The organism is Marinovum sp. PR37 (assembly GCF_028807375.1).
GTDB classification, from domain to species: Bacteria; Pseudomonadota; Alphaproteobacteria; order Rhodobacterales; family Rhodobacteraceae; genus Marinovum; species Marinovum algicola.
The window spans coordinates 20,029-43,782 of record NZ_JARAML010000035.1; the positions used below are offsets into that span (position 1 = coordinate 20,029).

The following is a 23,754-nucleotide window of genomic DNA, read 5'->3' on the forward strand; positions in this document are numbered from 1 at the left end:
GGCCCCGTATCAGGTCCGGGGCGGGCGCGCTACCCCATGGCGCGGACCACCTCGGCCAGCGCCGCGCCAAGCGTTTGATGCGCCTCCGGCTCGAAATGCACGCCGTCGACCGCGCTGGTTGCGATCACCGAGCCGGCATCGAAAAACGCCAGCCCGCGGGCCTCGGCCACGGCCCGGTAAGATGCGGCAAGCGCGGGCCCGTGCATCTCGGCGCCAAGGAAATCGGCCCGGAGCGGTTCGGTCTCCTGGACCGGTGGCGGGCAGATCACCAGCACCTGCATGCCGGGATGGCGCGCCAGCATGTCTCGGTGCAGGGCAATGTCGAGCAGCCCGGCCAGCCCTGCGGTGATCCGCGCCGGGCTGGGCTGAAACCGGTGCTTGAGGTCATTGGTGCCCAGCATGAGCGCCAGCACGTCGACCGGCACATGCGAGGCCAGTGCGATCTTCAGCCCCTCCTGGCCGTTCATGTGGGCGCCCATCACCGGGTCGCCCATCTGCGTCGTACGCCCCGGCAGGCCTTCCTCCACCAGCTCCCAGCCCGCGCCGAGCCTGGCCGCCATCACCCGCGGCCAGCGAATGTCGGGGCCGAAGCGGCGGGATTCGCCCGGGGTGAGGATTGGCATGGTGCCATGGGTGTTGCTGTCGCCGAAGGTGAGAACGATGCGCGCCATCTCTTGCCCTTTCACATTTGCCGCGCGCGATGCTAGATAGCCGGCAAGTCAAGGTAAACCGCCGTGTGGCTTGCAGCCGGCGCGGCAAGGCCCATATCAGGCGCAACACGCATATCTCAAGGAGCCGTCAATGCTGGAACTCGGACAATCGCAGAACGCCGCCGCAGCCCCGGGCGACCTGATCAAGGACGTCTCGGAAGCGGATTTCATGGCCGAGGTCGTCGATGCCTCGATGACGACGCCGGTGATCGTCGATTTCTGGGCACCCTGGTGCGGCCCCTGCAAGACGCTGGGCCCGATGCTCGAAGAGGCGGTGACCAAGGCCGGCGGCGCGGTCAAGATGGCCAAGGTCAATGTGGACGAGAGCCAGATGATCGCCGGCCAGCTGCGGGTGCAATCGATCCCGACGGTCTATGCCTTCTGGCAGGGCCAGCCGGTCGACGGATTTCAGGGCGCGGTGCCGGGATCGGAGATCCAGGCCTTTGTCGACCGGGTGATCGAGGCCGCCGGCGGCACGCCGGCCGACAACGGGCTCGACGATGCCATTGCCGCCGCCGAAGAGATGCTGGAGCAGGGCGCCGCGGTGGATGCGGCCCAGACCTTTGCCGCGATCCTCGAAGAGGAGCCGGCCAATGCCAAGGCCTATGGCGGGCTGGTCCGGTCGCATATCGCGATGGGCGATCTCGATCAGGCCGAGGCGGTGCTCAATGGCGCGCCGGTCGAAATTTCCAAGGCGCCCGAGCTGGAAGCTGCCCATGCCCAGCTTGAACTGGCGAAACAGGCCGCCGGCGCCGGGCCGCTCGGCGAGCTGTCCGCCGCGGTCGAGGCCAACCCGGAGGATCATCAGGCGCGATTCGATCTGGCGCAGGCGCATTATGCCGGCGGCGATGCCGCGGCGGCGGTGGACGAATTGCTGGAAATCTTCCGCCGGGACCGTGAATGGAACGACGGTGCCGCCAAGGCGCAGCTGTTCACGATTTTCGAGGCGCTCAAGCCGAATGACCCGGTGGTTCTCAACGGACGGCGAAAACTGAGCTCGATGATATTTGCCTGATCGCATTCGCAGGCTAGGTTAGCCTTCATGATCAGCGCAGCAGACTTGCCCGACACACTCCCGGTCTTTCCCCTGCCCGGGGCGCTTCTCTTGCCCCGGTCGCGGCTGCCCTTGCACATCTTCGAGCCGCGCTATCTGGCGATGATCGAGGATTGCATGAAGACGCCGCAACGGTTGATTGGGATGATCCAGCCCAACCCCGGCCCCGGGGACGAGGACGGCCGGCTGCATGCCATCGGCTGCGCCGGACGGCTGACCCAGTTTTCCGAAACCGAGGACGGCCGCTACATGGTCACTCTCGGCGGGGTGTCCCGCTTTCGCATGGTCCGCGAGATCGAGGGATTTGCCCCCTATCGCCGCTGCGAGGTCGACTGGAGCCACTTTGCCCGCGATCTCGGGCAGGACGAGCAGGACCTGGGGTTCGACCGCGCCGGCTTCATGTCGTTGCTGGAGCGGTATTTCGACGCGCAATCGCTGGCGGCGGACTGGGACACGCTGAACGACGCCGAGGACGAGCTCTTGATCAATTCCCTGGCGATGTTGCTGGAGTTCGCCCCCGAGGACAAGCAGGCGCTGCTCGAGGCGCCGTCGCTGCCCACCCGGCGCGAGACGCTTGTCACCCTGATCGAATTCGCCCTGCGGGGCGGCACAGCCGAGGAGATCATGCAATGATGGACCAGGAGATCAAGGAAGGCGGTTTTGACCGCCGGATGCTCGAGGCGCTGGTCTGCCCGCGCACCCAGTCGCGGCTGGAATATGACGCCGCGAAACAGGAGCTGATCTCGCGCAAGGCCGGGCTGGCCTTTCCGATCCGCAATGGCATCCCGGTGATGCTGACCGAAGAGGCGCGCGAGATCGACTGAACGGGCGCAGCCGGAGGGCAAAGGAAAGGGGCCCCGAAGGGCCCCTTGAGGTGCTGCTCTGGCTTTGTTGCCTGTTTGTTATGCCTGTCCGGTCACATTGCCGGAATCTTCAATCTCATGCCGGGCCGCACGGCCCCCGGTGACGCCAGCTTGTCGCGGTTGGCGCGATAGATAATCTCCTCCGCCGTGGCGGTGCCGTAGTGGCGCAGCGCGATCCCGGCCAGGCGGTCGCCCGGTTGCACCACATACCCCATCCCCTCGGGGCTTGCCGGCACCCCGGGCAGCCGCAGCGCCTTGCCGGTGGTGGCACCGGTGACAAGCGGCGCGTCGGGGCCACCGTCCCCGGGTGCGACGGCAAAGGCCAGCACCATTGCGCAGGACAGTATGCCGCCGCTGAGCAGGAGGCGGGTCACGCGGCAGGCCCCCCATCGGGTATCCGGGGCTGGCTGTCGCGTGGCCGCGGCGGCACGGGCGGGATACACCCGTACCCGGCATCGACCGCCTGGCGTGCCAAGGGCAGGCCGGCGGAGAAGCTCTCCACAATCCACAACATTTAATGTTCCCCGAGAGCGCCCCCGCCATATGTCGATGGAAAGTATTGATCTGGGCGGAACGCTCGCTATTAGGCCCAAATATAGCGAAAAATGGCCGAATCAGTCAATGATTTCCTGATTCGTGGGGCGATTTCCTGGGGCGGCCGGCGAAAAGGACTCATCCTCAGCGTGTTAGCCGTTTTCGCGCAGGACCGATCCGGCGAGATAGAGCGATCCGCAGATCAGGATCCGGGCCTCCGGCGCGGTTGCCACTACGGATGTCAGCGCCTCGGCCACCGTGGCGGCGGCCTTGGCGGGCAGGCCAACGGTCTTGGCGGCGGCAACGGTTTCCTCGGCCGGCAGGGTGTTGGCCTCGCCCGGGATTGGCACGGCGGTGAGGCTTTGTGCGACCTGTGCCAGCGGTCGCAGATAGCCGGTGACGTCCTTGGTGTTGAGCATGCCGCAGATCAGATGCGTCGGCCGCGCCGGCAGCCGGGCCAGATGCGCCGCCAGCGCCACGCCCGCCGCCGCATTGTGGCCGCCGTCGAGCCAGAGCTGGGCCCGGGGCGCCATTTCGGCCAGCGGCCCTTCGGTGAGGCGCTGCATCCGCGCCGGCCAGACCGCCCGGGTGACCGCCGCCGTGCAGGCGGCTTCGTCAAAGCCCAGGTGCCGCAGCGCGGCCAGGGCGGCGCCGGCGTTGTCGATCTGATGCGCGCCGGGCAGATTGGGCAGCGGCAGGTCGAGCAGTCCGGCGTCATCCTGATAGACCATGCCGTCACGTTCTTCATGGGCATGCCAGTGCTGGCTGTGGGCGAGCAGTGGCGCGCCGAGCTGCGCGCCCCGGGCCTCGATCACCTCCAGCGCCGCCTCCTGTTGCGGGCCGATGACACAGGGCACACCGCGCTTGAGGATGCCGGCCTTTTCGGCGGCGATCTTTGCCAGCGTGTTGCCGAGGAATTGCTCGTGGTCGATCGAGACCGGGGTGATCACCGTCAGCGCCGGGCGGTCGATGACGTTGGTGGCGTCCAGCCGACCGCCGAGGCCGACCTCGAGCAGGGTGTAATCGGCCGGGGTGCGCGCCATGGCGAGGATGGCGGCGCAGGTGGTGATCTCGAAGTAGGTGATGCTTTCGCCGCCGTTGGCGGCATAACATTCATCGAGATAATCGGTCAGCGCCGGTTCGGATATCAGCGTGCCGGCGAGCCGGATGCGTTCGTGAAACCGCGCCAGATGTGGCGACGTATAGGCGTGCACACGTTTGCCGGCGGCTTCCAGCCCGGCGCGGATCATCGCCTGGGTCGACCCCTTGCCGTTGGTGCCGGCGATATGGATCACCGGCGGCAGGTCGTTCTGCGGATTGCCCAGCGCTTCGAGCAGGCGCCAGACCCGGTCGAGCGTCAGATCGATCACCTTGGGGTGCAGCGCCATCATCCGTTGCAGGATGACGTCGGAGGTCTCGGCGCTCATTCCTTTGCGGCGTGCTCGTCCGCCGCTTTCGGCGGCTTTGCCGGTTCCGGCTTCGGTTCCGGCACGGCATCGGCCGGGGCAGGCAGGTCGCCGTGAACCGCCGGCGGTTGGCCCATCAGCATGCGGCAGATGGTGATCAGCTCGTCGCGCAGATCCTTGCGGCGCGTCACCCGGTCGAGCATGCCGTGTTCGAGCAGATATTCGGCGCGCTGGAAGCCTTCGGGCAGCTTTTCGCGGATCGTCTGTTCGATCACCCGCGGCCCGGCAAAGCAGATCAGCGCATTGGGCTCGGCGATCTGCACGTCGCCCAGCATCGCATAAGAGGCCGTCACGCCGCCGGTGGTGGGATGGGTCAGCACGACGATATACGGCAGGTTGGCCTCTTTCAGCATCTGCACCGCCACCGTGGTGCGCGGCATCTGCATCAGCGACAGGATGCCCTCCTGCATGCGCGCGCCGCCGGCGGCCGAGAACAGGATCAGCGGACAGCCCCGGGCCACGGCACGTTCGGCGGCGGCGATGATCGCATTGCCGACATACATGCCCATCGACCCGCCCATGAAGGAGAAATCCTGGCCGGCGGCCACGATCGGCGTGCGGCCGATCTCGCCCTCGGCGACCAGCATCGCCTCTTTTTCACCGGTGGTCTTCTGTGCCGCCCGCATGCGGTCGGGATACTTTTTCTGATCGCGGAAATGCAGCGGATCGGCCAGCGGTTCGGGCACCGCAACCTCGCGGAAGATGCCGCCATCGAACAGGGTGTGAAACCGGTCGCGCGGGCTGATCGGCATGTGATGGCCGCAGCTGGTGCAGACGTTCAGGTTTTCCCGGATCTCGCGGTGAAACAGCATGGTGCCGCATTCGCTGCACTTGGTCCAGAGGTTCTCCGGCACCTCGCGCCGCGAGAAAATCGAATTGATGCGCGGACGCACGTAGTTGGTGATCCAGTTCATGTCCGACCTGTTCTTCGGGCCATATCACGGCCATTTGCCCTCGACTTAAGCGGGATGGCGGTGAAATGCAATCATGACCGGAGCCGCGGCGGGGCACCGGAAAGCCGGCCGGGAAATGTCGCGCATCGGGGCTTGCGGCAAATCCGACACCCGGCATAGATTGCACCAGGTCACTTCAACGGAGATGGCCCGCCGGGTTCTGGCGGGACGAGGGCATGCCAGGACGACAAGGGATCACGGTGCCAAAGGCGGCCGGCATGGCGCTGCTGCTTGCCGGGCTGACCGCCTGCGGCGAGGAGGTGCCGCGACTGGCGCTGATCGACCGGCCGGCGGGCGGGGGCTTCTTGTCGGCGCTGACCCAGCCCCGGCAGCCGGCGGCGCCGCAATCGCGGGCGGCGCTGGCGCGGGGCGATGTGCAGCTTACCGCGCCGCGCGGCTGGTGCATCGAACCGGAATCGCTTCAGGCGCGCGGCCAGCAGGGTTTTGCGCTGCTGGTCGGGTGTCATGCGCTCGGCGCGACCGAGACCGGCGGCGCCGTGCCCAGCGGCGTGCTGACGGTCGCGGTCTCGGCGCGGCGCGCCCCGGGCGAGGCGGATGCGGTCGAGGCGCTGCGCCAGGCGGTCGAGAGCGGTGCGGTGCGCAGCGAGGACCGGGTGGACGACGTGGCGCTGATGCGGCTGCGCCCCCGGGTGTCCTCCGATCCCTCGCAGCTCGGCGATCCGGTCTGGCGCGCGGTCTTTGTGCATGAACAGCGGGCGATCTCGCTGGCGGCCTATGGGCCGGAGGACGGCCAGATCGCCGGCGGCGCCGGCGCGGCGCTGCTGCTGGCCATTGCCAAAGGGATCCGCGGCAACAGGCCAGAGTGAGTTCGCGCCGGGGCGGGCACATGGGTCTTGACCCGGCAGCACGGTTCGGGCGTTTGTGGAATTGTAAGGGTTCGGGGTAAGACTGCGTGCGGCAACGACACGCGGCACCGGTGCAGCAGGGGCAGTAGAACAGGCAGGGCAATGGCAGGGCAGAGACGCGGCTTTCTGGATCGGATCACCCATCGCGGCGCGCTGCGCCGCTGGCGCAACGCGGCGCTGGCCGCGCCGCAGGCCGACCTGGCCGAATTGCGCCGCCAGCGCGGCCGCGCCCGCAAGCTCCGCCGGCAGCTCGACGAGCTTCTGCATGTGGCGGACTACCGGCTGGCCCTGCCGGCGATCGGCAGCGATGCCATCGCCGCACCGCATGACAGCGACTGGACCTGGCGCCCCGAGGCCTGGCGCGGCCCACTGCCGGCGGCGGGGGGCGCGGCGGTCGAGAGCGGCGTGCAGCTGGGTGGCGAAGTGACGCTGTTTCATGATTGCACGATCTCCGAGCTGACCCTGCGCCAGCTGCGCAACACCCGCGAGGCCGACCTGGCGCCCTTTGGTTTGCGGATGGATGTGTTCCGGTTCGACGGCTCTTATCTCTCGCTGGCGGTGGCGCTGCCGTCGGCGGCGGTCGCGGGGCTGACCAAGGCGCATCTGATGCGGGTCGACTGCATGGTCGAGCTGGAGAGCCCGCTGGAGATCTTTGCCCGGCTGAACGTAAAAAGTGGGCCCAATACCGAAAAGCTGGTGCGCGAAGTGCCGCTGAACAGCGGCGAGCGGCATGTGGAGTTCGACCTCGCCTATTCCCGGCTGAACGAGAAACGCATCGACAAGGCCTGGCTCGACCTGATCTTTGAGGGGCCGCAGATGAACCAGGTGGTGCTGCGTGACTTGACCTTCAGCCGCCGGCTGCGCGCAGAGATATGAGGGGGATGACATGTCGGAACTGACGCTGACCAGGACCCGGTTCTTTGAGGGCACATGGGAGGGCGTGGTGCAGGACCGCGCCCCCGGGGCCGGCGACCCGGCGATTCAGGTCCTGCTCAAGGATCGGCCGGTCGAGGGCGTGGAGCTGCGCCGCGACGCCGCGCCGGGCAGCTGGACGCTGCGCTTTCCGGTGCCGGCGCGGCTGTTGAGCGAGGGCAGCCATACCTTTGTCTTTGCCGATGCCAGCGATGGCGGCGTGCTGGACAGCTTCTCGATCATCGCCGGCGAGGCGCTGGGCGACGATATCCGTGCCGAGGTGGACATGCTGCGGGCCGAGCTCGACATGCTCAAGCGCGCCTTTCGCCGGCATTGCCGCGAGACCGGCTGAGGCGGGGATTTCGTCCTGCCTGCGCAGGCCGACAGGCCGGGGGCGCTGCCCCCGGACCCCCGCGGTATTTTCCGCAAGAGGAAAGCCGTGACCGGGTGACGGAACGGCGGATGGCGTTCTGACCCCACGTTCCGCGTGACAAAGTCACGTCAATCCGCTGACCTCCGCTGCGAAAGAGGAGGCTGCCGATGACCCGCTACCCAAACCTGTTCCGCCCGCTGGATCTGGGCCATGTCACGCTGAAGAATCGGGTGCTGATGGGGTCGATGCACACCGGGCTCGAGGAGACGCGGGACTGGAACCGGGTGGCGGAGTTCTATGCCGCGCGCGCCCGCGGCGGCGTGGCGCTGATGGTCACCGGCGGCATGGCGCCGAACCGCGAAGGCGGGGTCTTTCCCGGTGCCGCCGGGCTGTTCAGCCCCGAGGACATCGCCAATCATCGGGTGGTCACCGACCGGGTGCATGCCGCCGGAGGCAAGATCGCGATGCAGATCCTGCATGCCGGACGGTATGCCTATGGCCCCGATTGCGTCGCCCCCAGTGCCGTCAAATCGCCGATCTCGCCGTTTCCGCCGAAGGCGCTGGACGAGGCCGGCATCGAAAAGCAGATCGCCGATATTGCCGAGGCCGCCCGCCGCGCCAAGGAGGCGGGCTATGACGGCGTCGAGGTGATGGGCTCGGAAGGCTATTTCATCAACCAGTTCATCGTCAGCCATACCAACAGGCGCACCGACCGCTGGGGCGGCTCCTACGAGAACCGCATCCGCCTGCCGATCGAGGTGGTCAAACGGGTGCGGGCGGCGGTGGGGCCGGAGTTCATCGTGATCTACCGACTGTCGATGATCGACCTGGTGCCCGATGGCTCGACCCATGAGGAGGTGGTGCAGCTGGCGCAGGAGATCGAGAAGGCCGGGGCCTCGATCCTCAACACCGGCATCGGCTGGCACGAGGCGCGGATTCCCACCATCGCCACCTCGGTGCCGCGCGCGGCCTTTGCCTGGGTCACCAGGAAGCTGATGGGGCAGGTGGGCATTCCGGTGATCACCTCGAACCGGATCAACACGCCGGAGGTGGCCGAGGACGTGCTGGCGGAGGGCTGTGCCGACATGGTCAGCATGGCGCGGCCCTTCCTGGCCGATCCGGCCTTCGTGGCCAAGGCCGAGGCCGGCCAGGCCGATCTGATCGCGCCCTGCATCGCCTGCAACCAGGCCTGTCTCGATCACACTTTCGGTGGCAAGATCTCGAGCTGCCTGGTCAATCCGCGGGCCTGCCATGAGACCGAGCTGGTGATCGCCCCGGCCGGGACCAAGAAGAGGGTGGCGGTTGTCGGCGCCGGGCCGGCGGGGCTGTCGGCGGCGATCACCGCGGCGGAGCGCGGCCACGCGGTGACGCTGTTCGACCAGGTCGAGGAGATCGGCGGCCAGCTCAACATGGCCAAGCGCATCCCCGGCAAGGAGGAATTCGTGCCCTTCGTCGCCTGGTTCGAACGCATGGTCGAAGCGGCCGGCGTCACCGTGACGCTGGGCCGGAGGGTCGGGGCGGAGGATTTGCAGGGCTTTGACGAGGTGATTGTCGCCACCGGCGTGCTGCCGCGCGACCCCGGCATCGAAGGGCAGGGGCGGCCGAATGTGCTCAGCTATGTCGAGGTGCTGCGCGGCACCGCGGTGCCGGGCCGCCGGGTGGCGGTGATCGGCGCCGGCGGCATCGGCTTTGACGTCGCGGAATTTCTTGTCGAGCAGGGCCAGTCGCCGACGCTCGACCTGCCGGAATGGATGCGGACCTGGGGCGTGACCGACCCCGAAACCGCACGCGGCGGGCTGGCGCCCGAGGGGCCGCGACCGGAGGCGCCGCAGCGCGAGGTCATTCTGCTGCAACGCAAGCCCGAGCGTCCGGGCAAGCGGCTGGGCAAGACCACCGGCTGGATCCACCGGGCGGCCCTGAAGATGAAGTCGGTCGAAATGCGCGCCGGGGTGAACTATGAGCGGATCACCGATGAGGGGCTGTGGATCTCGAAGGGGGAGGCGCGCGAGGCTCCCGAGCTGCTGGAGGTCGATACCGTGGTGCTCTGTGCCGGGCAGCTGTCGGAGCGGTCGCTGGCCGATGCGCTGGAGGCGCGCGGCGTTTCGGTGCATGTGATCGGCGGCGCCGATGTGGCGGCGGAGCTCGACGCCAAGCGCGCGATCGACCAGGGCACGCGGTTGGCCGCGGCGCTCTGAGGCCGGCCGGCCCACGGGCCGCGCGTCTTGGGGGGGGCGATGCCGCGGCGCTGGACCTCACGCGGGCGTGACCGGAGAAGCCGCGGGCCGGGGGGAACGTACGGCGCCGGACTGCGTTGGGCGGGCTGAACCGAAAACAGGAGGCCGCGTCATGCCCAAGATCGAAAATGCCCGTATCCTCGTCGTCGCCACCCATGGCTTCGAGCAATCGGAACTGGAATTCCCGCGTGACCAACTGCGCGTCAAAGGCGCCAAGGTCGACGTGGCGACGCTTGACGGCAAAGCCATCACGGGCTGGGAAGGCACCGACTGGGGCCGCGAGGCCGAGGCCGACCTCAGGATCGTCGAGGCCAAGGCCGAGGACTATGACGCCATCGTTCTGCCCGGTGGCCAGATCAACCCCGATCTGCTGCGCGTCGAAGCCGATGCGATCTCGCTGATCAAGGCGTTCTATGCCAAGGGCAAGGTCGTGGCGGCGGTCTGTCACGCGCCCTGGCTGCTGGTCGAGGCCGGGCTCGTCAAGGGCCGCCAAGTGACCTCGTATCCGTCGATCCGCACCGATGTCGAAAATGCCGGCGGCCTCTGGCAGGACAAGGAGGTCGTGGCCGACCTGGGGCTGGTGACCTCGCGCAAGCCCGAAGACCTCAAGGCGTTTGTCTCGAAGATCGTCGAGGAGATCGAAGAGGGCAGGCACGATCGGCAGGCCGCCTGACGCGCGCCGTGAATCGAGGAAAGGGCGGGCCGCTGTGCCCGCCCTTTTTTTGTCGCCCGGACGTCACGGAGCGGCCACAATCTTTGGAAACAAAGTGCGGGCTTGCACCGCAAAATGGTGCGACGATGAGGGACACCCGCCATGCGTGTTTTGCCCTGTGAACAGTGCGCTAGATACCGCGATATTGTCAGCGCACGGCCCCGGTTCTGCCCGAATTGACGATCATTACTGTTCTTCGGGATGTCACAGTTTATCGAGGAACACGTATGGATCGCCTGACTGAAATGGAAGCTTTCGCCACCGTTGTCGATCAGGGCGGGTTTACCGATGCCGCCAAGAAGATGGGAATTTCGAAGTCCGCCGTTTCCAAACATGTCTCCTCGCTCGAGGCCCGGCTGGGCGCGCGGCTGCTGAACCGCACCACCCGCCGGGTGAGCCCGACAGAGATCGGACTGGCTTATTACGACCGCGCCCGACGGGTGCTGAACGATGCCGGCGAGGCGGATGCGCTTGTCACCTCGATGCAATCGGCGCCATCTGGGCTGCTGCGGATTTCGGTCGCGACCGATTTCGGCGTCAACCACATGTCGCCGATCCTGGGAGAGTTCCTGTCCGAATTTCCCGACATCACCGTCAACATGGTGCTGAACAACCGCTACGTCGAGCTGATCTCGGAAGGTTTCGACATGGCGGTGCGGATCGGCGAGCTGGAGGACAGCACGCTGCGCGCCCGCAAGCTGACCGAAACCACCAAGCGGATGATCGCCAGCCCGGCCTATTTCGAGAAATACGGCCGGCCGACCAAGATCGACGATCTGAACGAGCACAAGCTGCTGCATTATTCCAACCAGTCGAGCGGCAATGTCTGGAAGGTGACCGCCCCCTCGGGCGAAAAACGCCAGGTGCGCACCGCCGGCTGGCTGAGCGTAAACGACGGCCAATCGCTGCTCAATGCCGCGGTGGCGGGGCTGGGCATCGCCTATCTGCCGTCTTTCCTGTACGGCGAGGCGATGGAGAAAGGCCTGGTCGAGGATGCGATCCCCGATCTGCCGGTCGAGACCCAGGGCGTCTATGCGGTCTATCCGCCGGGCCGGTTCACCCAGCCCAAGGTGCGCGCCTTCATCGATTTCCTGGTCCATGCCTTTGCCGACAAGGGCCCGACCGACTGGTAAGTTTTGTTTCCGTGTAACGATTTCACCCCCGGTCCCTGTGCCGGGGGTTTTTACATTGGCGCCTTGTCAGGCGACCACCGCGCCCCGGCTTCCGCGCCGGGGCCCCTTGGCCTGGGGCGGAGAGGTCCCGGCGCGGCGGCCGGGACGGGCGGGAGACCGGTGGCATGAATAGGTCCGGAAGACGGTCTGTGGGTGCGGCAAAGAACCCGCGCGCCCCGGACCCGATCCGGGGCCTCCCGGCCAATCAAGGCACGGCGCCGGGGCGCGATCACGCCGGTTGCAGCATGCGGCCCAGCCCGCGGCCGCCGAGAACATGGACATGCAGGTGCGGAACCTCCTGCACACCGTCGCGGCCGGCGTTCGAGATCAGGCGAAAGCCGCCGCCTTCGCCCAGGTCGACGCCGCACATTTGGGCGACCTGGCCGATGGTGCGGACATAATCGATGATTTCCGCTTCGCCGGCCTCGCTGGCGAAATGGTCAAAGCTCACATAGGCTCCCTTGGGGATCACCAGCACATGGGTCGGCGCCTGCGGCGTGATGTCGTGAAAGGCCAGCGAATGCTCGGTCTCGATCACCGTGGTGTTGGGGATCTCGCCGCGCAGGATCTTGGCGAAGATGTTCTGGTCGTCATAGGCATAAGACATGGCGGTTCCTCAATCGGCAAACAGGTGATCGGTGTGGGCGACGTCCAGCGCGGTCTCTGGCGGGACTTGCAGGAAATCTGCGAGGGCGCGGGCATTCTGCTCGGCGGTTTCCCATTCGCGGATTTGGCTGTGATTGGCGAACCCGGCATCGCGGATCGTCTCGCTCTCGAACAGCACGTCGTTGCGGATGGTGGGCAGCAGACGGCGCAGCGCGTCGGGCTTGGTGTGGTCCCCGGCCAGACCCACGCGTTTGGCGTGGCCGACGAGATAGGCGTCGGTAAAGTGGCATTGCACCTCGAGCAGCCGGGTCACCGAGCGGTCGCCGTAGAAATCCTGCAACAGGTCGATGTTCGCCGGGTCGAGGCAGATCAGCAGCCGGTCGGTGTCGTAATAGTCGAACAGCATCCGCATCAGCGCCCTGCGGTGGCGGTGGCGTTTGTCCATCGAGGCCTGGATGCCCCCGAGATCGGGCAGGGCGCAATTGTCTTCGTTGAACAGATATTCGACCGCCGGAACATTGGTAAGTTGCTGGATGCGCCAGACCAGCCGCTTGGCGACGTGCCATTTCTTGCAGACCACGATCAGCATCTCGCGGTCGCGGCCCAGCGACCCCTCGTTCTCCCAGAAGCGCGGGGCGAAGCGCCGGCCTTCGCGGCCCCGCCCGGTGAGAAAGGTGTAAAGGCTGCGGCCCTCGTTGGAAATCTGGAACTCGGCCCCGTCCGAGGAATAGAGCACCCCCAGCCGGCGTTTGAGCTCTTGCGCTTCGGGGCTGATCTTGCGGGCGAAGAGGTAATCCTGGCTCATCAGGAGATCGTAGTGATCGTTGTAGAAATTCACCGGCATCCCGTAGTCCGAGAACATCAGGAAGGTGAGCGTGCGGTTGCGAATTTCCTCTTCCGGCACCAGATGGCGCACCAAGGTCTGAAAAAAGGTCTCGTCGGGGATCCAGGTGGTGCGAAAGAACCGCATCACGTCGCGACGTTCGCGGGTGAAGGCCAGGATCCATTCGATGGTGCGGCGGCGCAGGCACCACCATTGGCTGCCGATCATGATCTGCAAATCCGACGGGATTTCGCGCTCCAGCCCGAGCCGTTTTTGCAGGTTCATCGCGGCGTAGAACAGCCGCTTGTTCTCGCGCTCGTTGAAATAGTGGCGATAGATCAGCCGCTCGGCCTGGATACCGGTCTTGATCCAGTCCGACTCGAAGAAATCGAAGCTCTCGATGAAATCGGCGTCGTTCTCGTCGAGGAACTCATGCGTGTATTCGGCCGATTTGATCGCCATGCAATCGCCCGAGAGCATGTAGAAATGCGTCGCCTTGGGAAAGGCGGCGACTGCCGCCTCGGTGGCCAGAAGCGTCGCCTCGACCAGCGACCAGGCCCCCCAGCCGCATTTGATCCTGCGCTTGGCAAAGGTGACATGCGCATTGTCGGCCAGAGCGCTGCGGATCCGGTCATAGGCGGCCCGCGGCGCCCGCGCGTCGAAATGGATCGACATGTAGTCGTCTTTTGCCGTAAGCCGCTGGGCCTGCTTGATAACGGCCTCTGGATCCTTGTGACAGAGCAATATGAAGGCTATTTTCGACATTGTGATCTAGGTCATATTCCGCGCGTCCCGCCCTGGCCCTCAGTTAAAGCCGATGACGTGTTGAATAAACAGGGTTTATTAACAAAAACAAACGAGCGTATAAGCTTTGCAACGACAAGAGCAGACTGGAGGCAGCAGCCCATGGGCTTTCCCGGCACATGGATGACGGAGAGTGAAAGCGTGGTCTATCGCGTGGTGCCGAAATGCGCCTGCTCGACCATCGGACAGATCCTCTATTATTCCGACCACGGCGAATTTTACGATGGCGACATTCATGACGCCACCACGGGGCTGCACAAATGGTCCCGCGAGGACAGCCAGAACCTGATCAACGCCAACGTCAAGACGCATCAGGCCTATGCCTTCACCTGTGTGCGCAACCCCTATACCCGCATCCTGTCGTCCTTTTTCGACAAGATCTGCGGCATCCAGCGCAACGGCAACCGCTACCGCGGCAACCTGGTGCCGATGCTGGTGCAGAAATACGGCATCGAGGTCGGCGGCGACGACGGCAAGGGCGAGTTCGACCAGATCGCCAGCTTCCGTCGCTTCCTGCTGTTCGCCCGCGACACCATTCGCTGGCGCAAGCCGATGGACCCGGACATCCACTGGTCGGCGACCTCCGGCCACGTTTCGACCTTCATCTGCAACGGCGGGCGCTACGACAAGATCATCTGGACCGAGAAGTTCAACGAGGGCATGTCCGAGGTGCTGGGCAAGATCGACACCCGCCACGAGGTCAAGCTCGCGGAGATCCCGCGCTTCAACGAGAGCGAGGGCCACGGGCCGAAACGCGCGCATCCGGTCGAGGATTACTTTGACGACCTGTCGATGCACCTGGTCTACGAGATGTACAAGCGCGATTTCGACGTCTTCAAATACGATCCCGCCGATCCGTCGAACAAGATGCCGGTGGCCGAGATCGACCTCGACGAGGTACACGCCAAGCTGGGTGAATAGGCCAGGGCACCGGGCGCCGGTTTGTCACCCGTTGCTCAGAAACCGGCCACCCCGAAAACCGTGCCCCGGCCCCCGCGCCGGGGCCTCTTGGCCGGCCTCAACGCGCAAAACCGCGAGGTTCGGGGCCGCGGTCTCAGGCCAGGCCCGCAGCCTCCAGAACCTGCAACAATTCGGTCTCGGCCCGCGGGCCGACGTGGCGGATCACCTCGCCGGCCACGGCACAACCCATGCGGCCACAGGTCTGCATGTCACGGCCCTGCGCCAGACCGAAAAGGAAGCCGGCGGCAAAGCCGTCGCCCGCCCCGGTCGCATCCACCGGCACGATCCGCTGCACGCCGACATCGGTACGCTGGCCGTCGGCCACGATCGTCACCCCGTCGCCGGATCGGGTGCAGCAGACCAGCGAACAGATCGCCGAGACCTTGGCCAGCGCCTCTTCGGTGTCGTCGGTTTCATACAGCGAGCGGATCTCGGCCTCGTTGCCGATCACGTAATCCAGCTCGTTCTCGATCAATTGCAGGAAATCCGCCCGATGGCGCTCGACGCAGAACGGATCCGAGATCGCGATCCCGGCCTTGCCGCCGGCGGCGCTACAGGCGCGGGCCATGCGGGTGAAGGCGTCCTTGCCCTTGTCCTTGTCGAACAGATAGCCCTCGAGAAAGACGATCTCGGCCGCAGCCGCCACCGCCTCGTCGACATCCTCCGGCCCGAGTTCGGCGGAAATCCCGAGATAGGTGTTCATCGACCGCTCGCCATCGGGCGAGACAAAGATCATCGAGCGCGAGGTCGGCAGTTCGCCGCCCGGCACCGGCGGATTGACAAAGGCGGTGCCCACCTTCTCCATCGCCTCGGCATAGAAGCGGCCCAGCGCATCGTCATGCACCCGGCCGACAAAGGCTGTCCGCATGCCCAGATTGCCGGCCCCGGCGATGGTATTGGCCACCGACCCGCCAGCCGCCTGCTTGCGTTCGCCCATGGCACCATAGAGCACCTCGGCGCGCTCGCGCTCGATCAGCTGCATGATGCCCTTGCCGATCCCCATGTGTTCGAGAAAGCTGTCGTCGGCTTGTGTGATCACATCGACGACGGCGTTGCCGATGCCGACAACCTGATAGGTCTTCATAGGTTCTTGTCCTCATACATACAGAGATCTCGGATGATGCAGGTGGCGCACATCGGTTTGCGCGCCTTGCAGACGTAGCGGCCGTGCAGGATCATCCAGTGATGGGCGTGCTGCTGGAAATCCACCGGGATGTGATCCTCGATGGCGCGTTCGACGGCTTCGACATCCTTTCCCGGGCAGATGCCCGACCGGTTGCCGAGGCGAAAGATATGGGTGTCCACCGCCTGCGCCGGGTAGCGCCACCACATGTTGAGCACCACATTTGCGGTCTTGCGCCCGACCCCGGGCAGCGAGATCAGCGCGGCTCGGGAATTGGGCACCTCGCCGCCATAATCCTCGACGAGGATTTTCGACAGCTTGATGACGTTCTTGGCCTTGTTGCGATAGAGCCCGATGGTCTTGATGTGCGCGGTCAGCCCCGCTTCGCCCAAGGCCAGCATCTTCTCCGGCGTGTCGGCGATGCGAAACAGCTCCTTGGTCGCCCGGTTCACCCCGGCATCGGTCGCCTGCGCCGAAAGCGCCACGGCGACCACCAGCGTATAGGCGTTCACATGGTCGAGCTCGCCCTTCGGTTCGGGCTCGGCGGCGTGAAACCGGCTAAAGATCTCGCGGATCGTGTGATAATCGAGCTGCTTGGCCATGCCCGTTCTATGGCCCAGCCCCGACGCAAGCGCAACATTCGGGTCGCGACAGTTCGGCCTGCACCCTAGATTGAGGCAAAGGAGTTGCCCGATGACCATGCAGGAAAACGGATATCACTATCAGGTCATGCGCCGCGCCATCGATCTGATCGACGCCAGCCAGACGCCGTTGACGCTGGAGGCACTGGCCGGCGAAATGAACATGAGCCCGGCGCATTTCCAGCGGCTGTTCTCGAAATGGGTCGGTGTCTCGCCCAAGCGCTATCAGCAGTATCTGGCGCTGGGTCATGCCAAGGCGCTGCTGCGCGAGCGCTTCACCACGCTGGCGGCGGCCGATGGTGCCGGGCTTTCGGGGGGCGGCCGGTTGCACGATCTGTTCCTGCGCTGGGAGGCGATGAGCCCCGGCGATTATGCCCATGGCGGCGCCGGGCTGAGCATATATTGGGGCTGGTTCGACAGCCCCTTTGGCCGGGCGCTGGTGATGGGCACCGACCGCGGGCTTTGCGGGCTGGGCTTTGCCGCCGAGATGGGCGAGGCGGCTTGCATGGAGGATCTGCGCCGCCGCTGGCCCGAGGCCCGCTACCAGGAGGCGCCGGAGCGCCTCGCCGCCTGGGTCGGCGCCGCCTTTGGCGAGGTGCCGGGCGAGACCCCGCTCTACCTGATCGGCGCGCCGTTCCAGATCAAGGTCTGGGAGGCGCTGCTCGCGATCCCTTCGGGCCATGTCACCACCTATTCCGAAATCGCGACGAGCATCGGCAGGCCCAAGGCGGTGCGCGCGGTGGGCACGGCGGTGGGCCGCAACCCGGTCTCTTGGCTGATCCCCTGTCATCGCGCCCTGCGCAAATCCGGCGCGCTTGGCGGATATCACTGGGGCCTGCCGGTGAAACGCGCGCTGCTGGCCTATGAATCGGCCCGCGCCGAAGCCTGACGCCGGTCCTTCTTCGGTTCACAGATATCCTCGGTCGGGTCGCGGGCGGCACCGCCCCGCCCTCGCGACACCGCGTCAACGCCGAGAGGTGGCAAGCTTCCGCCGATTCCCCCTTGCACGTAATTGTGAGCGGCGACAGGATCGCGACCAGTGTAAAGCACGCGCGGCGTGCGACAGCGCAATCAATGAGGCGAACGACTATCATGACTTTTCTGAGCAAACCCATCCTGCTGGCTTCGGCCGCCGCGCTTTCGCTTGCGGCCTGCACCACCCAGGGCCCCAACCAGAACCAGAAAGCCCGTCAGGGCGCGATCCTCGGCGGCCTTGCCGGGGCGGCGGCCGGCGCGATCGCCGGCGGCAACGAGGTCGAGAAACGCAACCGGATCATCGGCGGCGCGATTGTCGGTGCCGGCGCCGGCGCGGTCATCGGCAACCGTCTGGACCAACAGGAAGAAGACCTGCGCCAGAGCATGAGCAACGGCACCATCACCAACACCGGTGACCGGCTGATCGTGACCCTGCCGAACGACATCCTCTTTGCTGTGGATGACGCCACCGTACGTCCCGATCTGCAACGCGACCTGCGGGCACTGGCCGGCAACCTCCAGGCCTATCCGAATTCGACCGTCCAGATCGTCGGCCACACCGACAGCGACGGCGACGCCGCCTATAACCTCGGCCTGTCGCAGCGCCGGGCGCAATCGGTTGCCAATGTGCTGGTCGCCGCGGGCGTCTCGGGCAGCCGGCTTCAGACCATCGGCCGTGGCGAAGACCAGCCGGTGGCGGACAACCTGACGGCGCAGGGCAAGGCCCAGAACCGCCGCGTCGAAATCGTGATCCTGCCGAACGCCTGATCGCTTCGGCCGGGTTTTTCACCCGATCCCATGTCCGGCCCCGGTCCGCAGTTGATGCGGGCCGGGGTTTTTCATGCGCCCCCGGGGCCGGACCGGCGCCTTGCCTTGCGCCGACATCGGGGTATCTCCTTGGGGCAGACAGAAAGAGAGGCAGCACATGGCAGTAACCCTTCTGGGCATCTCCGGCTCCCTGCGCGCGGAATCGTCCAACACCAAGCTGATGCGCGAGGCGCTGCGGCTCTTCGGCGCGGCCGAGACCGCCGAGGCCGACCTGCGCCTGCCGCTGTATGACGGCGATCTCGAGGCGGAAGAGGGCATTCCGGCACCGGTTCGACGGCTGGCCGATCAGATCGCCGCGGCCGATGCGCTGGTGATCTCGGGGCCGGAATACAACAAGGGGGTCTCCGGTGTGCTGAAAAATGCGCTCGACTGGATCAGCCGCACCGATGTCTTTCCCTGGCAGGGCAAGCCGGTGGCGATCATGTCCGCCGCATCGGGCCGCGCCGGGGGCGAGCGCACCCAGATGATGCTGCGCGCCAGCCTGGTGGCCTTTCGGCCCAGGCTGCTTCAGGGGCCGGAGGTTCTGGTGGCACAGGGGCGCGAACAGTTCGATGCCGAGGGCCGGCTGATCAATGACCGCTATGAGAAGACGCTGACCGCGCTGATGGCGGCGCTGCGCGAAGAGGTGCGACGCCAGGGGCTTGCCGCCGGGACGGCGATTGACCACTCTGCCTGAAACAGCCGGCAGGAGACCCGATGACAGATCACGTCGATCCGACGCGCGAAAGCTTTGCAGCGTTCCGCGAGATGCAGCGCGAGGGGCCGGTGCATATGCTCAACCTCGTGCGGCTGCACGCCCGCGCCCGCTATGACGACGGCACCGAGGCCAGCGGCGCCGAAGCCTATCGCGCCTACGCCCGCGAAAGCGGCCCGATCTTTCAGCGGTTGGGCGGGCGGCAGGTCTGGGTCGGACAGCCCGAGCTGATGCTGATCGGCCCCTCGGAAGAGCGCTGGGACATTGCCTTCATCGCCGAATACCCCTCGGTCGATGCCTTTGTCGCGATGATCCGCGACCCGGACTACCGGCGTGCGGTGCGCCACCGGCAGGCGGCGGTCGAGACCTCGCGGCTGATCCGCATGGCGCCGGGCGCGCCGGGGGCGCATTTCGGCGAACTGGCCGAAGGCTGACCGGCGCCGCACCCCAGCAGGCCGGCCCCGTCGGCCGGCCGCCGCGCTCAGCGGCGCGACAGCGCGTGATAGATATGGGTGAAGGTGGCGGCGCCGAGGATCGGCACCAGCAGGTTGAGCAGCGGCACGCTGAGCGGCATGGCCATCAGGATGCCGGCGATCCAGATCGTCGTGCCATGTTTGCGGCGCATCTCCCGGGCACCCTCGCGGCCGATCCGGCGCATCGCGGCAAGGGTGAAATACTCCCGCCCGAGCAGAAAGCCGTTCATTCCCCAGAAGATGAAGGGCGTGGCCGGCGGAAAGAACACATAGAGCACGAAGGCCACCAGGTTGGCACCGATCAGGATGCCGAGAAAGCTGACCGTATCGCGCGCCGCATCGGCAAAGGGCACCGGGGTGGCCGGCGGCAGGCTGGGATAATGCCGGTCTTCGACCGCCTGCGCCACCTCGTCGAGGAACATCGAGGTGATTGCCGAGGCCACCGGAATCATCAGGAAGGCCGAAAGCACGATCATGAAGACCAGCGAGCCGATGCTAAGCAGATCGCCGACCCAGGTGACCTCGCCCACAAGCGGCAGGGTCATGCTTTCGCCGGTGAGCCATTCGATCAGCCAGAGCAGCCCGGCATAGGCCCCGAAGAGCAGCGCCACGGTCAGCCCGATGCCCATCCAGAGCACCTTGCGGAACCGGGAATCGCTGAGCTGGCTGAGCGATTTGAGAAAGGCGGACAGGATCATTGGTCCATCCAGGTGACCTTGGCCCTCTGATCGGGGCGCGGACGATCCGGCGGTGCGGCGCGTTCGGTGCCGATGTGGATGATGCCGGCAACGCTTTCCTGTGGTGCGAGTGCAAGGCCCTGTTCGACAAAGCTGCGGTCATGGCTGGCCCAGCCGGAGAGCCAGTTCGCCCCCCAACCGGCCGCCAGCGCCGCATTGAGCAGCGATAGGCAGACCGCCCCGGCGGAATAGAGCTGTTCGATCTCGGGCACCTTTTCAGAGGCCACGGGTGCGGTCACCACCACCACCGCCAGCGGGCTGTCGGCATAGGTGGCGCGGGTCTTTTCCACCTGGTCGGGGTCGAGCCCAAGCGCCGCGCCGCGGGTTTCGGCAAGGCCCGCCAGACGGTCGAGTGCGGCCCGGTCGAGCACGATCAGCCGCCAGGGTTCGAGCTTGCCGTGATCGGGGCTGCGCAGGCCGGCGGTCAGGATCGGGTCCAGCGCGGCGCGGTCCGGCGCGGGAGCCTGAAGCGTTTTGGCCGGGCGCGAGCGGCGGCTCAGCAGAAAATCCAGTGCAGCTTGATTGGGTTGGGGCATGCGGCTCTCCTGACGTGTCGCCGCTTATGTCACCCGTCGGGCTGGGGTTTTCAAGGGCAGGCGGCGTCCCGGGCGGGGAATGGCCCCAGATGAATGTTCCGAGCTGTCTGGACGGGCCCAGTGTGCAAATGCTTTACCGGAGGTCGGGCTGATGCCTCAGCCCTGTTGCGCGGCGCGGCGATAGACGCCTTCGGGCAGGTCGATGGCGGTGGCCAGATCGCGCATCTGGGCGATCGACAGGGTGATCCTGTGCATCCTGTCCTCGCGCGGGTCATATTGCTCGACGGTGATGCATTCGGCAAAACCGTTGACAACGACGTCCTCCTGAAGCGGGGCGTCGCCTTCATCCACAAGGGTGACGACGGTGGCGTCGAATTCGTGCTCGATCGTAAACATGCCACCAGATTAGAGGCTGGCGGGGCATTTGCAACCGGCGCCGGGGGCCGGGATAAGCAATTCCCCGCCTTGCGGCTTTTCACATCTGGCACCCGGCTGTTGCGCGGCCTATTTTCGATCTGACATGACTCGTATCTCTCTCCTGTTCCTGACGCTCTTCCTTTCGGCCTGTGCCGCGGTCGCGCCTGCGCCGCGGCTGCCTCAGGATACGGCGGGGCCACTGACCGAAACCCAGATTCAGCGCCGTGCCGATGCGGCGGCGCGGCAGTTCGTGGCCGTGGTGGAACAGGTCGAACCCGTGGCCGAGGCCGAATGCCGCAAGGTGCGGTTGCGCGGGCCCTGCGATTTCCAGATCGTCGTCGACGATCGGCCCGGCCAGGCCCCCAACGCCTTTCACACGCTCGACCGGCAGGGCCGGCCGATCATCGCCTTCAACCTCGCGCTAATCCTGAATGTCGACAATGCCGACGAGCTGGCCTTTGTCATGGGCCATGAGGCGGCGCATCACATCGGCGGCCATATCGAGCGGGCGCAGCGCAATGCGACGCTGGGCTCGGAGCTTTTCGGGCGGGCGGCGGCGACCATCTCGGGGGGTGACAGCGGTGCCATAGAGGCCGGGCTGGAGCTGGGTGCGGCGCTTGGACGGCGCAGCTTTACCAAGGATTTCGAGCTCGAGGCGGATGCCATCGGCACGGTCATCGCCCATCGCGCGGGCTTTGATCCGGTGCGCGGCGCCGAATTCTTTGCCCGCATTCCCGATCCCGGAAACCGGTTTCTCGGCACCCATCCGCCCAATTCGGCGCGGATCGAGACGGTGCGGCGGGTGGCACGCCGGCTGAAATGAAAAACCCCCGCGGCCGTCCGGTCGCGGGGGTACTTTTCAGTCCTGACGCAGCGCTCAGTCGAGCCGCGCGTTGCGGTGCAGCAGCGGCGTGATCCGGCGCACGGTGGCGCGGCGGTTGGCGCGCTCGGGGCCTTCACGCGGCACCAGTAGATCGCTTTCGCCATAGCCTTGGATGATCAGGTTCTCCGGCGGCACGTCGAAATATTCCACCAGCGCCAGCGCCACGGATTCCGCCCGGCGGTCCGACAGGGCGAGGTTATAGGCGGCGTCGCCCACGGTGTCGGTGTGGCCTTCGACGATAAACAGCTCGTCGGGATTGGCGGCAAGGAAATCGGCAAGCTGGCTGCCCAGATCGGCCAGTTCCTCGGCTTCGCCCGGCTGGATCACCGCAGAGCCGGTTTGGAAGTTGACCGCATCAAGCGTGACCTCGGGCATCAGGTGGCGGACCTCACGGATCGAGCGGACCTGATTGAGCGAAAAGCGGCGGTCGACATCGGCGGCCAGCTGCGCGTTCAGCGCGGCTTCCAATGCGGCCCGATCGCCAGAGGTGACGGTAACGGGCTGTTGTCGGCGCGGCTCTGGCAGGGTGGTCACATCGACCGGTTCTGCCGCTTCCTCGGTGTCGTCGAAAAGCACGATGCGGCGGCCGTCGGCACGCACCTGCACCCGGCGCACCACGGTGCCATCGGCGGCCCGAACGGTGATCACCTGGCTGCCGTCGGGGCGGGTGACGACCACACGCGACGAGCCGTCGGCAAAGTTGCGGGTCTCGACCTCCGAGCCGGGTTGGCGCAGCAGCACGTCATCATCGCGGATGACCTGAAGATCGTTGCCGCGCCGTACCACCACCCGGTCGCCCGAGTTGGACACAACCTCGTCGGCGTCGCCGAGGATCTGGCTCAGCGCCAGCACGCCAAGCCCCAGGGCGGCGGCGGTTTCGGCATTGCTGAAGCCGCGATCATCATCGTCATCGTCGTCTTCACGGGTGCCGCGCTGCTCGGCTTGCTGTTCGACGATGACGTCGCTGCCGAATTCCTCGCTGCTCGAGCGGACGTCGGCCTCGGTCACGGTCTCCACCACGACCTCGCCTTCGGCGGTGGCGGCATCATCCTCGGCCGCCATCGGTGTGCTGTCGGCAACGGTCGTGTCCGGCTCGGTTTCTTCCGGGGCGGGCTCGACCACCTCCACCTCCATGCCCAGCGCGGCCTTCACCGCGGTGCGCAGTTCGGCCTCGGACATATTTTCCGTGGCTCCGAGGTCGAGCGACAGGTCGGAGGCCAGCGCGAGAAGCTGATCGCGGCTCATGGCGTCGATGTCGTTGATACCGGCCAGGCCGCCGAGGGAGGTCTCTGCCTGCGTCTCGGTCTCAGCTTGCGCCTCGGTCTCCGCTTCCGCTTCGGCTTCGGCCTCACTTTCGACCTGGGCTTCGGCCTCACTTTCGACCTGGGCTTCGGCCTCACTTTCG

The 23,754-nt window shown here is 66.4% G+C and carries 27 protein-coding genes; 15 read left to right on the forward strand and 12 right to left on the reverse strand.

The genetic code is table 11. The annotated features are described in order from the left end of the window. Positions 1-29: 29 nt before the first annotated feature. On the reverse strand, positions 30-671 hold the full coding sequence (locus tag PVW49_RS21360; RefSeq protein WP_274591535.1) for an SGNH/GDSL hydrolase family protein: 642 nt from the start codon (positions 669-671) through the stop codon (positions 30-32). 130 nt (positions 672-801) lie between these two features. On the opposite strand from PVW49_RS21360, the gene PVW49_RS21365 reads away from it, so the two are divergent. From PVW49_RS21365 to PVW49_RS21375, 3 genes are read left to right on the forward strand one after another with little or no spacing between them, the layout of a single operon-like run. Then, a complete protein-coding gene (locus PVW49_RS21365) occupies positions 802-1,725 on the forward strand; it encodes a thioredoxin family protein (protein ID WP_048533283.1) in 924 nt (307 codons plus the stop codon). Between the two features lie 27 nt (positions 1,726-1,752). Further along, complete coding sequence (locus PVW49_RS21370) at positions 1,753-2,397, forward strand: LON peptidase substrate-binding domain-containing protein (protein WP_048533282.1); 645 nt, start codon at positions 1,753-1,755, stop codon at positions 2,395-2,397. Beyond that, positions 2,394-2,588: a Trm112 family protein gene (locus PVW49_RS21375; RefSeq protein ID WP_074836003.1), complete on the forward strand. Its 195-nt coding sequence runs from the start codon at positions 2,394-2,396 to the stop codon at positions 2,586-2,588. Before PVW49_RS21370 ends, PVW49_RS21375 begins: the two co-directional genes overlap by 4 nt. A 92-nt stretch (positions 2,589-2,680) precedes the next feature. On the opposite strand, the gene PVW49_RS21380 is transcribed toward PVW49_RS21375, so the two are convergent. From PVW49_RS21380 to accD, 3 genes are all read right to left on the reverse strand, one after another. After that, on the reverse strand, positions 2,681-3,001 hold the full coding sequence (locus PVW49_RS21380; RefSeq protein ID WP_274591536.1) for a LysM peptidoglycan-binding domain-containing protein: 321 nt from the start codon (positions 2,999-3,001) through the stop codon (positions 2,681-2,683). A gap of 312 nt (positions 3,002-3,313) precedes the next feature. Next, a complete protein-coding gene (locus PVW49_RS21385) occupies positions 3,314-4,588 on the reverse strand; it encodes a bifunctional folylpolyglutamate synthase/dihydrofolate synthase (protein ID WP_274591537.1) in 1,275 nt (424 codons plus the stop codon). Then, positions 4,585-5,541, reverse strand: coding sequence for an acetyl-CoA carboxylase, carboxyltransferase subunit beta (accD, locus tag PVW49_RS21390; RefSeq protein WP_048533278.1), 957 nt, complete (start codon positions 5,539-5,541; stop codon positions 4,585-4,587). Before accD ends, PVW49_RS21385 begins: the two co-directional genes overlap by 4 nt. A gap of 215 nt (positions 5,542-5,756) precedes the next feature. Between accD and PVW49_RS21395 the strand changes: the two genes are divergently transcribed. From PVW49_RS21395 to PVW49_RS21420, 6 genes are all read left to right on the forward strand, one after another. Beyond that, a complete protein-coding gene (locus tag PVW49_RS21395; RefSeq protein WP_139211263.1) occupies positions 5,757-6,407 on the forward strand; it encodes a hypothetical protein in 651 nt (216 codons plus the stop codon). Positions 6,408-6,548: 141 nt separating this feature from the next. Then, positions 6,549-7,322 carry a DUF6478 family protein gene (locus tag PVW49_RS21400; protein WP_274591538.1) on the forward strand — a complete coding sequence of 258 codons (774 nt, stop codon included), beginning with the start codon at positions 6,549-6,551 and terminating at the stop codon, positions 7,320-7,322. 10 nt (positions 7,323-7,332) lie between these two features. After that, complete coding sequence (locus tag PVW49_RS21405) at positions 7,333-7,710, forward strand: hypothetical protein (protein ID WP_048533275.1); 378 nt, start codon at positions 7,333-7,335, stop codon at positions 7,708-7,710. A 188-nt stretch (positions 7,711-7,898) separates the two neighbouring features. Next, entirely contained in the window at positions 7,899-9,926 is a 2,028-nt protein-coding gene (locus PVW49_RS21410) for an NADPH-dependent 2,4-dienoyl-CoA reductase (RefSeq protein WP_274591539.1), read from the forward strand. A 151-nt stretch (positions 9,927-10,077) separates the two neighbouring features. Further along, positions 10,078-10,638 carry a type 1 glutamine amidotransferase domain-containing protein gene (locus PVW49_RS21415; protein ID WP_074835991.1) on the forward strand — a complete coding sequence of 187 codons (561 nt, stop codon included), beginning with the start codon at positions 10,078-10,080 and terminating at the stop codon, positions 10,636-10,638. Between the two features lie 266 nt (positions 10,639-10,904). Then, on the forward strand, positions 10,905-11,810 hold the full coding sequence (locus tag PVW49_RS21420; RefSeq protein WP_048533272.1) for a LysR family transcriptional regulator: 906 nt from the start codon (positions 10,905-10,907) through the stop codon (positions 11,808-11,810). Between the two features lie 268 nt (positions 11,811-12,078). Here the strand turns inward: PVW49_RS21420 and PVW49_RS21425 are convergent, their stop codons facing one another. Both PVW49_RS21425 and PVW49_RS21430 read right to left on the reverse strand, forming a co-directional pair. Beyond that, positions 12,079-12,456 (reverse strand): HIT domain-containing protein, encoded by a 378-nt coding sequence (locus PVW49_RS21425; protein ID WP_048533271.1) that lies wholly within the window; start codon positions 12,454-12,456, stop codon positions 12,079-12,081. A gap of 9 nt (positions 12,457-12,465) precedes the next feature. Next, entirely contained in the window at positions 12,466-14,043 is a 1,578-nt protein-coding gene (locus tag PVW49_RS21430) for a DUF5928 domain-containing protein (RefSeq protein ID WP_074835989.1), read from the reverse strand. 141 nt (positions 14,044-14,184) lie between these two features. On the opposite strand from PVW49_RS21430, the gene PVW49_RS21435 reads away from it, so the two are divergent. Further along, entirely contained in the window at positions 14,185-15,003 is an 819-nt protein-coding gene (locus PVW49_RS21435; RefSeq protein WP_074835988.1) for a sulfotransferase family protein, read from the forward strand. Between the two features lie 133 nt (positions 15,004-15,136). Here the strand turns inward: PVW49_RS21435 and PVW49_RS21440 are convergent, their stop codons facing one another. Both PVW49_RS21440 and nth read right to left on the reverse strand, forming a co-directional pair. Continuing rightward, positions 15,137-16,126, reverse strand: coding sequence for an adenosine kinase (locus PVW49_RS21440; RefSeq protein WP_048533268.1), 990 nt, complete (start codon positions 16,124-16,126; stop codon positions 15,137-15,139). After that, positions 16,123-16,767 carry an endonuclease III gene (gene nth / locus PVW49_RS21445; RefSeq protein WP_074835986.1) on the reverse strand — a complete coding sequence of 215 codons (645 nt, stop codon included), beginning with the start codon at positions 16,765-16,767 and terminating at the stop codon, positions 16,123-16,125. The genes PVW49_RS21440 and nth overlap by 4 nt, the downstream gene beginning before the upstream one ends. 91 nt (positions 16,768-16,858) lie before the next feature. On the opposite strand from nth, the gene PVW49_RS21450 reads away from it, so the two are divergent. The 4 genes from PVW49_RS21450 to PVW49_RS21465 all read left to right on the forward strand — a co-directional run bounded on the left by PVW49_RS21450 (position 16,859) and on the right by PVW49_RS21465 (position 19,737). Then, on the forward strand, positions 16,859-17,695 hold the full coding sequence (locus tag PVW49_RS21450; protein WP_048533266.1) for a methylated-DNA--[protein]-cysteine S-methyltransferase: 837 nt from the start codon (positions 16,859-16,861) through the stop codon (positions 17,693-17,695). Between the two features lie 203 nt (positions 17,696-17,898). Next, positions 17,899-18,549: an OmpA family protein gene (locus tag PVW49_RS21455; RefSeq protein ID WP_048533265.1), complete on the forward strand. Its 651-nt coding sequence runs from the start codon at positions 17,899-17,901 to the stop codon at positions 18,547-18,549. A 157-nt stretch (positions 18,550-18,706) separates the two neighbouring features. Further along, on the forward strand, positions 18,707-19,285 hold the full coding sequence (locus PVW49_RS21460) for an NADPH-dependent FMN reductase (protein ID WP_048533264.1): 579 nt from the start codon (positions 18,707-18,709) through the stop codon (positions 19,283-19,285). A 20-nt stretch (positions 19,286-19,305) separates the two neighbouring features. Beyond that, positions 19,306-19,737 carry a DUF1330 domain-containing protein gene (locus PVW49_RS21465; RefSeq protein WP_048533263.1) on the forward strand — a complete coding sequence of 144 codons (432 nt, stop codon included), beginning with the start codon at positions 19,306-19,308 and terminating at the stop codon, positions 19,735-19,737. A gap of 47 nt (positions 19,738-19,784) precedes the next feature. Here PVW49_RS21465 and PVW49_RS21470 read toward each other — a convergent pair whose 3' ends face one another. The 3 genes from PVW49_RS21470 to PVW49_RS21480 all read right to left on the reverse strand — a co-directional run bounded on the left by PVW49_RS21470 (position 19,785) and on the right by PVW49_RS21480 (position 21,445). Next, a complete protein-coding gene (locus PVW49_RS21470) occupies positions 19,785-20,474 on the reverse strand; it encodes an EI24 domain-containing protein (protein ID WP_048533262.1) in 690 nt (229 codons plus the stop codon). Continuing rightward, entirely contained in the window at positions 20,471-21,049 is a 579-nt protein-coding gene (locus tag PVW49_RS21475) for a nitroreductase family protein (protein WP_274591540.1), read from the reverse strand. The genes PVW49_RS21470 and PVW49_RS21475 overlap by 4 nt, the downstream gene beginning before the upstream one ends. Before the next feature lie 156 nt (positions 21,050-21,205). Next, complete coding sequence (locus tag PVW49_RS21480; protein ID WP_048533260.1) at positions 21,206-21,445, reverse strand: hypothetical protein; 240 nt, start codon at positions 21,443-21,445, stop codon at positions 21,206-21,208. 124 nt (positions 21,446-21,569) lie between these two features. On the opposite strand from PVW49_RS21480, the gene PVW49_RS21485 reads away from it, so the two are divergent. Next, positions 21,570-22,289 carry a M48 family metallopeptidase gene (locus PVW49_RS21485; RefSeq protein WP_074835980.1) on the forward strand — a complete coding sequence of 240 codons (720 nt, stop codon included), beginning with the start codon at positions 21,570-21,572 and terminating at the stop codon, positions 22,287-22,289. 54 nt (positions 22,290-22,343) lie between these two features. On the opposite strand, the gene PVW49_RS21490 is transcribed toward PVW49_RS21485, so the two are convergent. Next, positions 22,344-23,754 (reverse strand): OmpA family protein (locus PVW49_RS21490; RefSeq protein ID WP_274591541.1); only part of this gene is annotated, 1,411 nt, incomplete at its 5' end.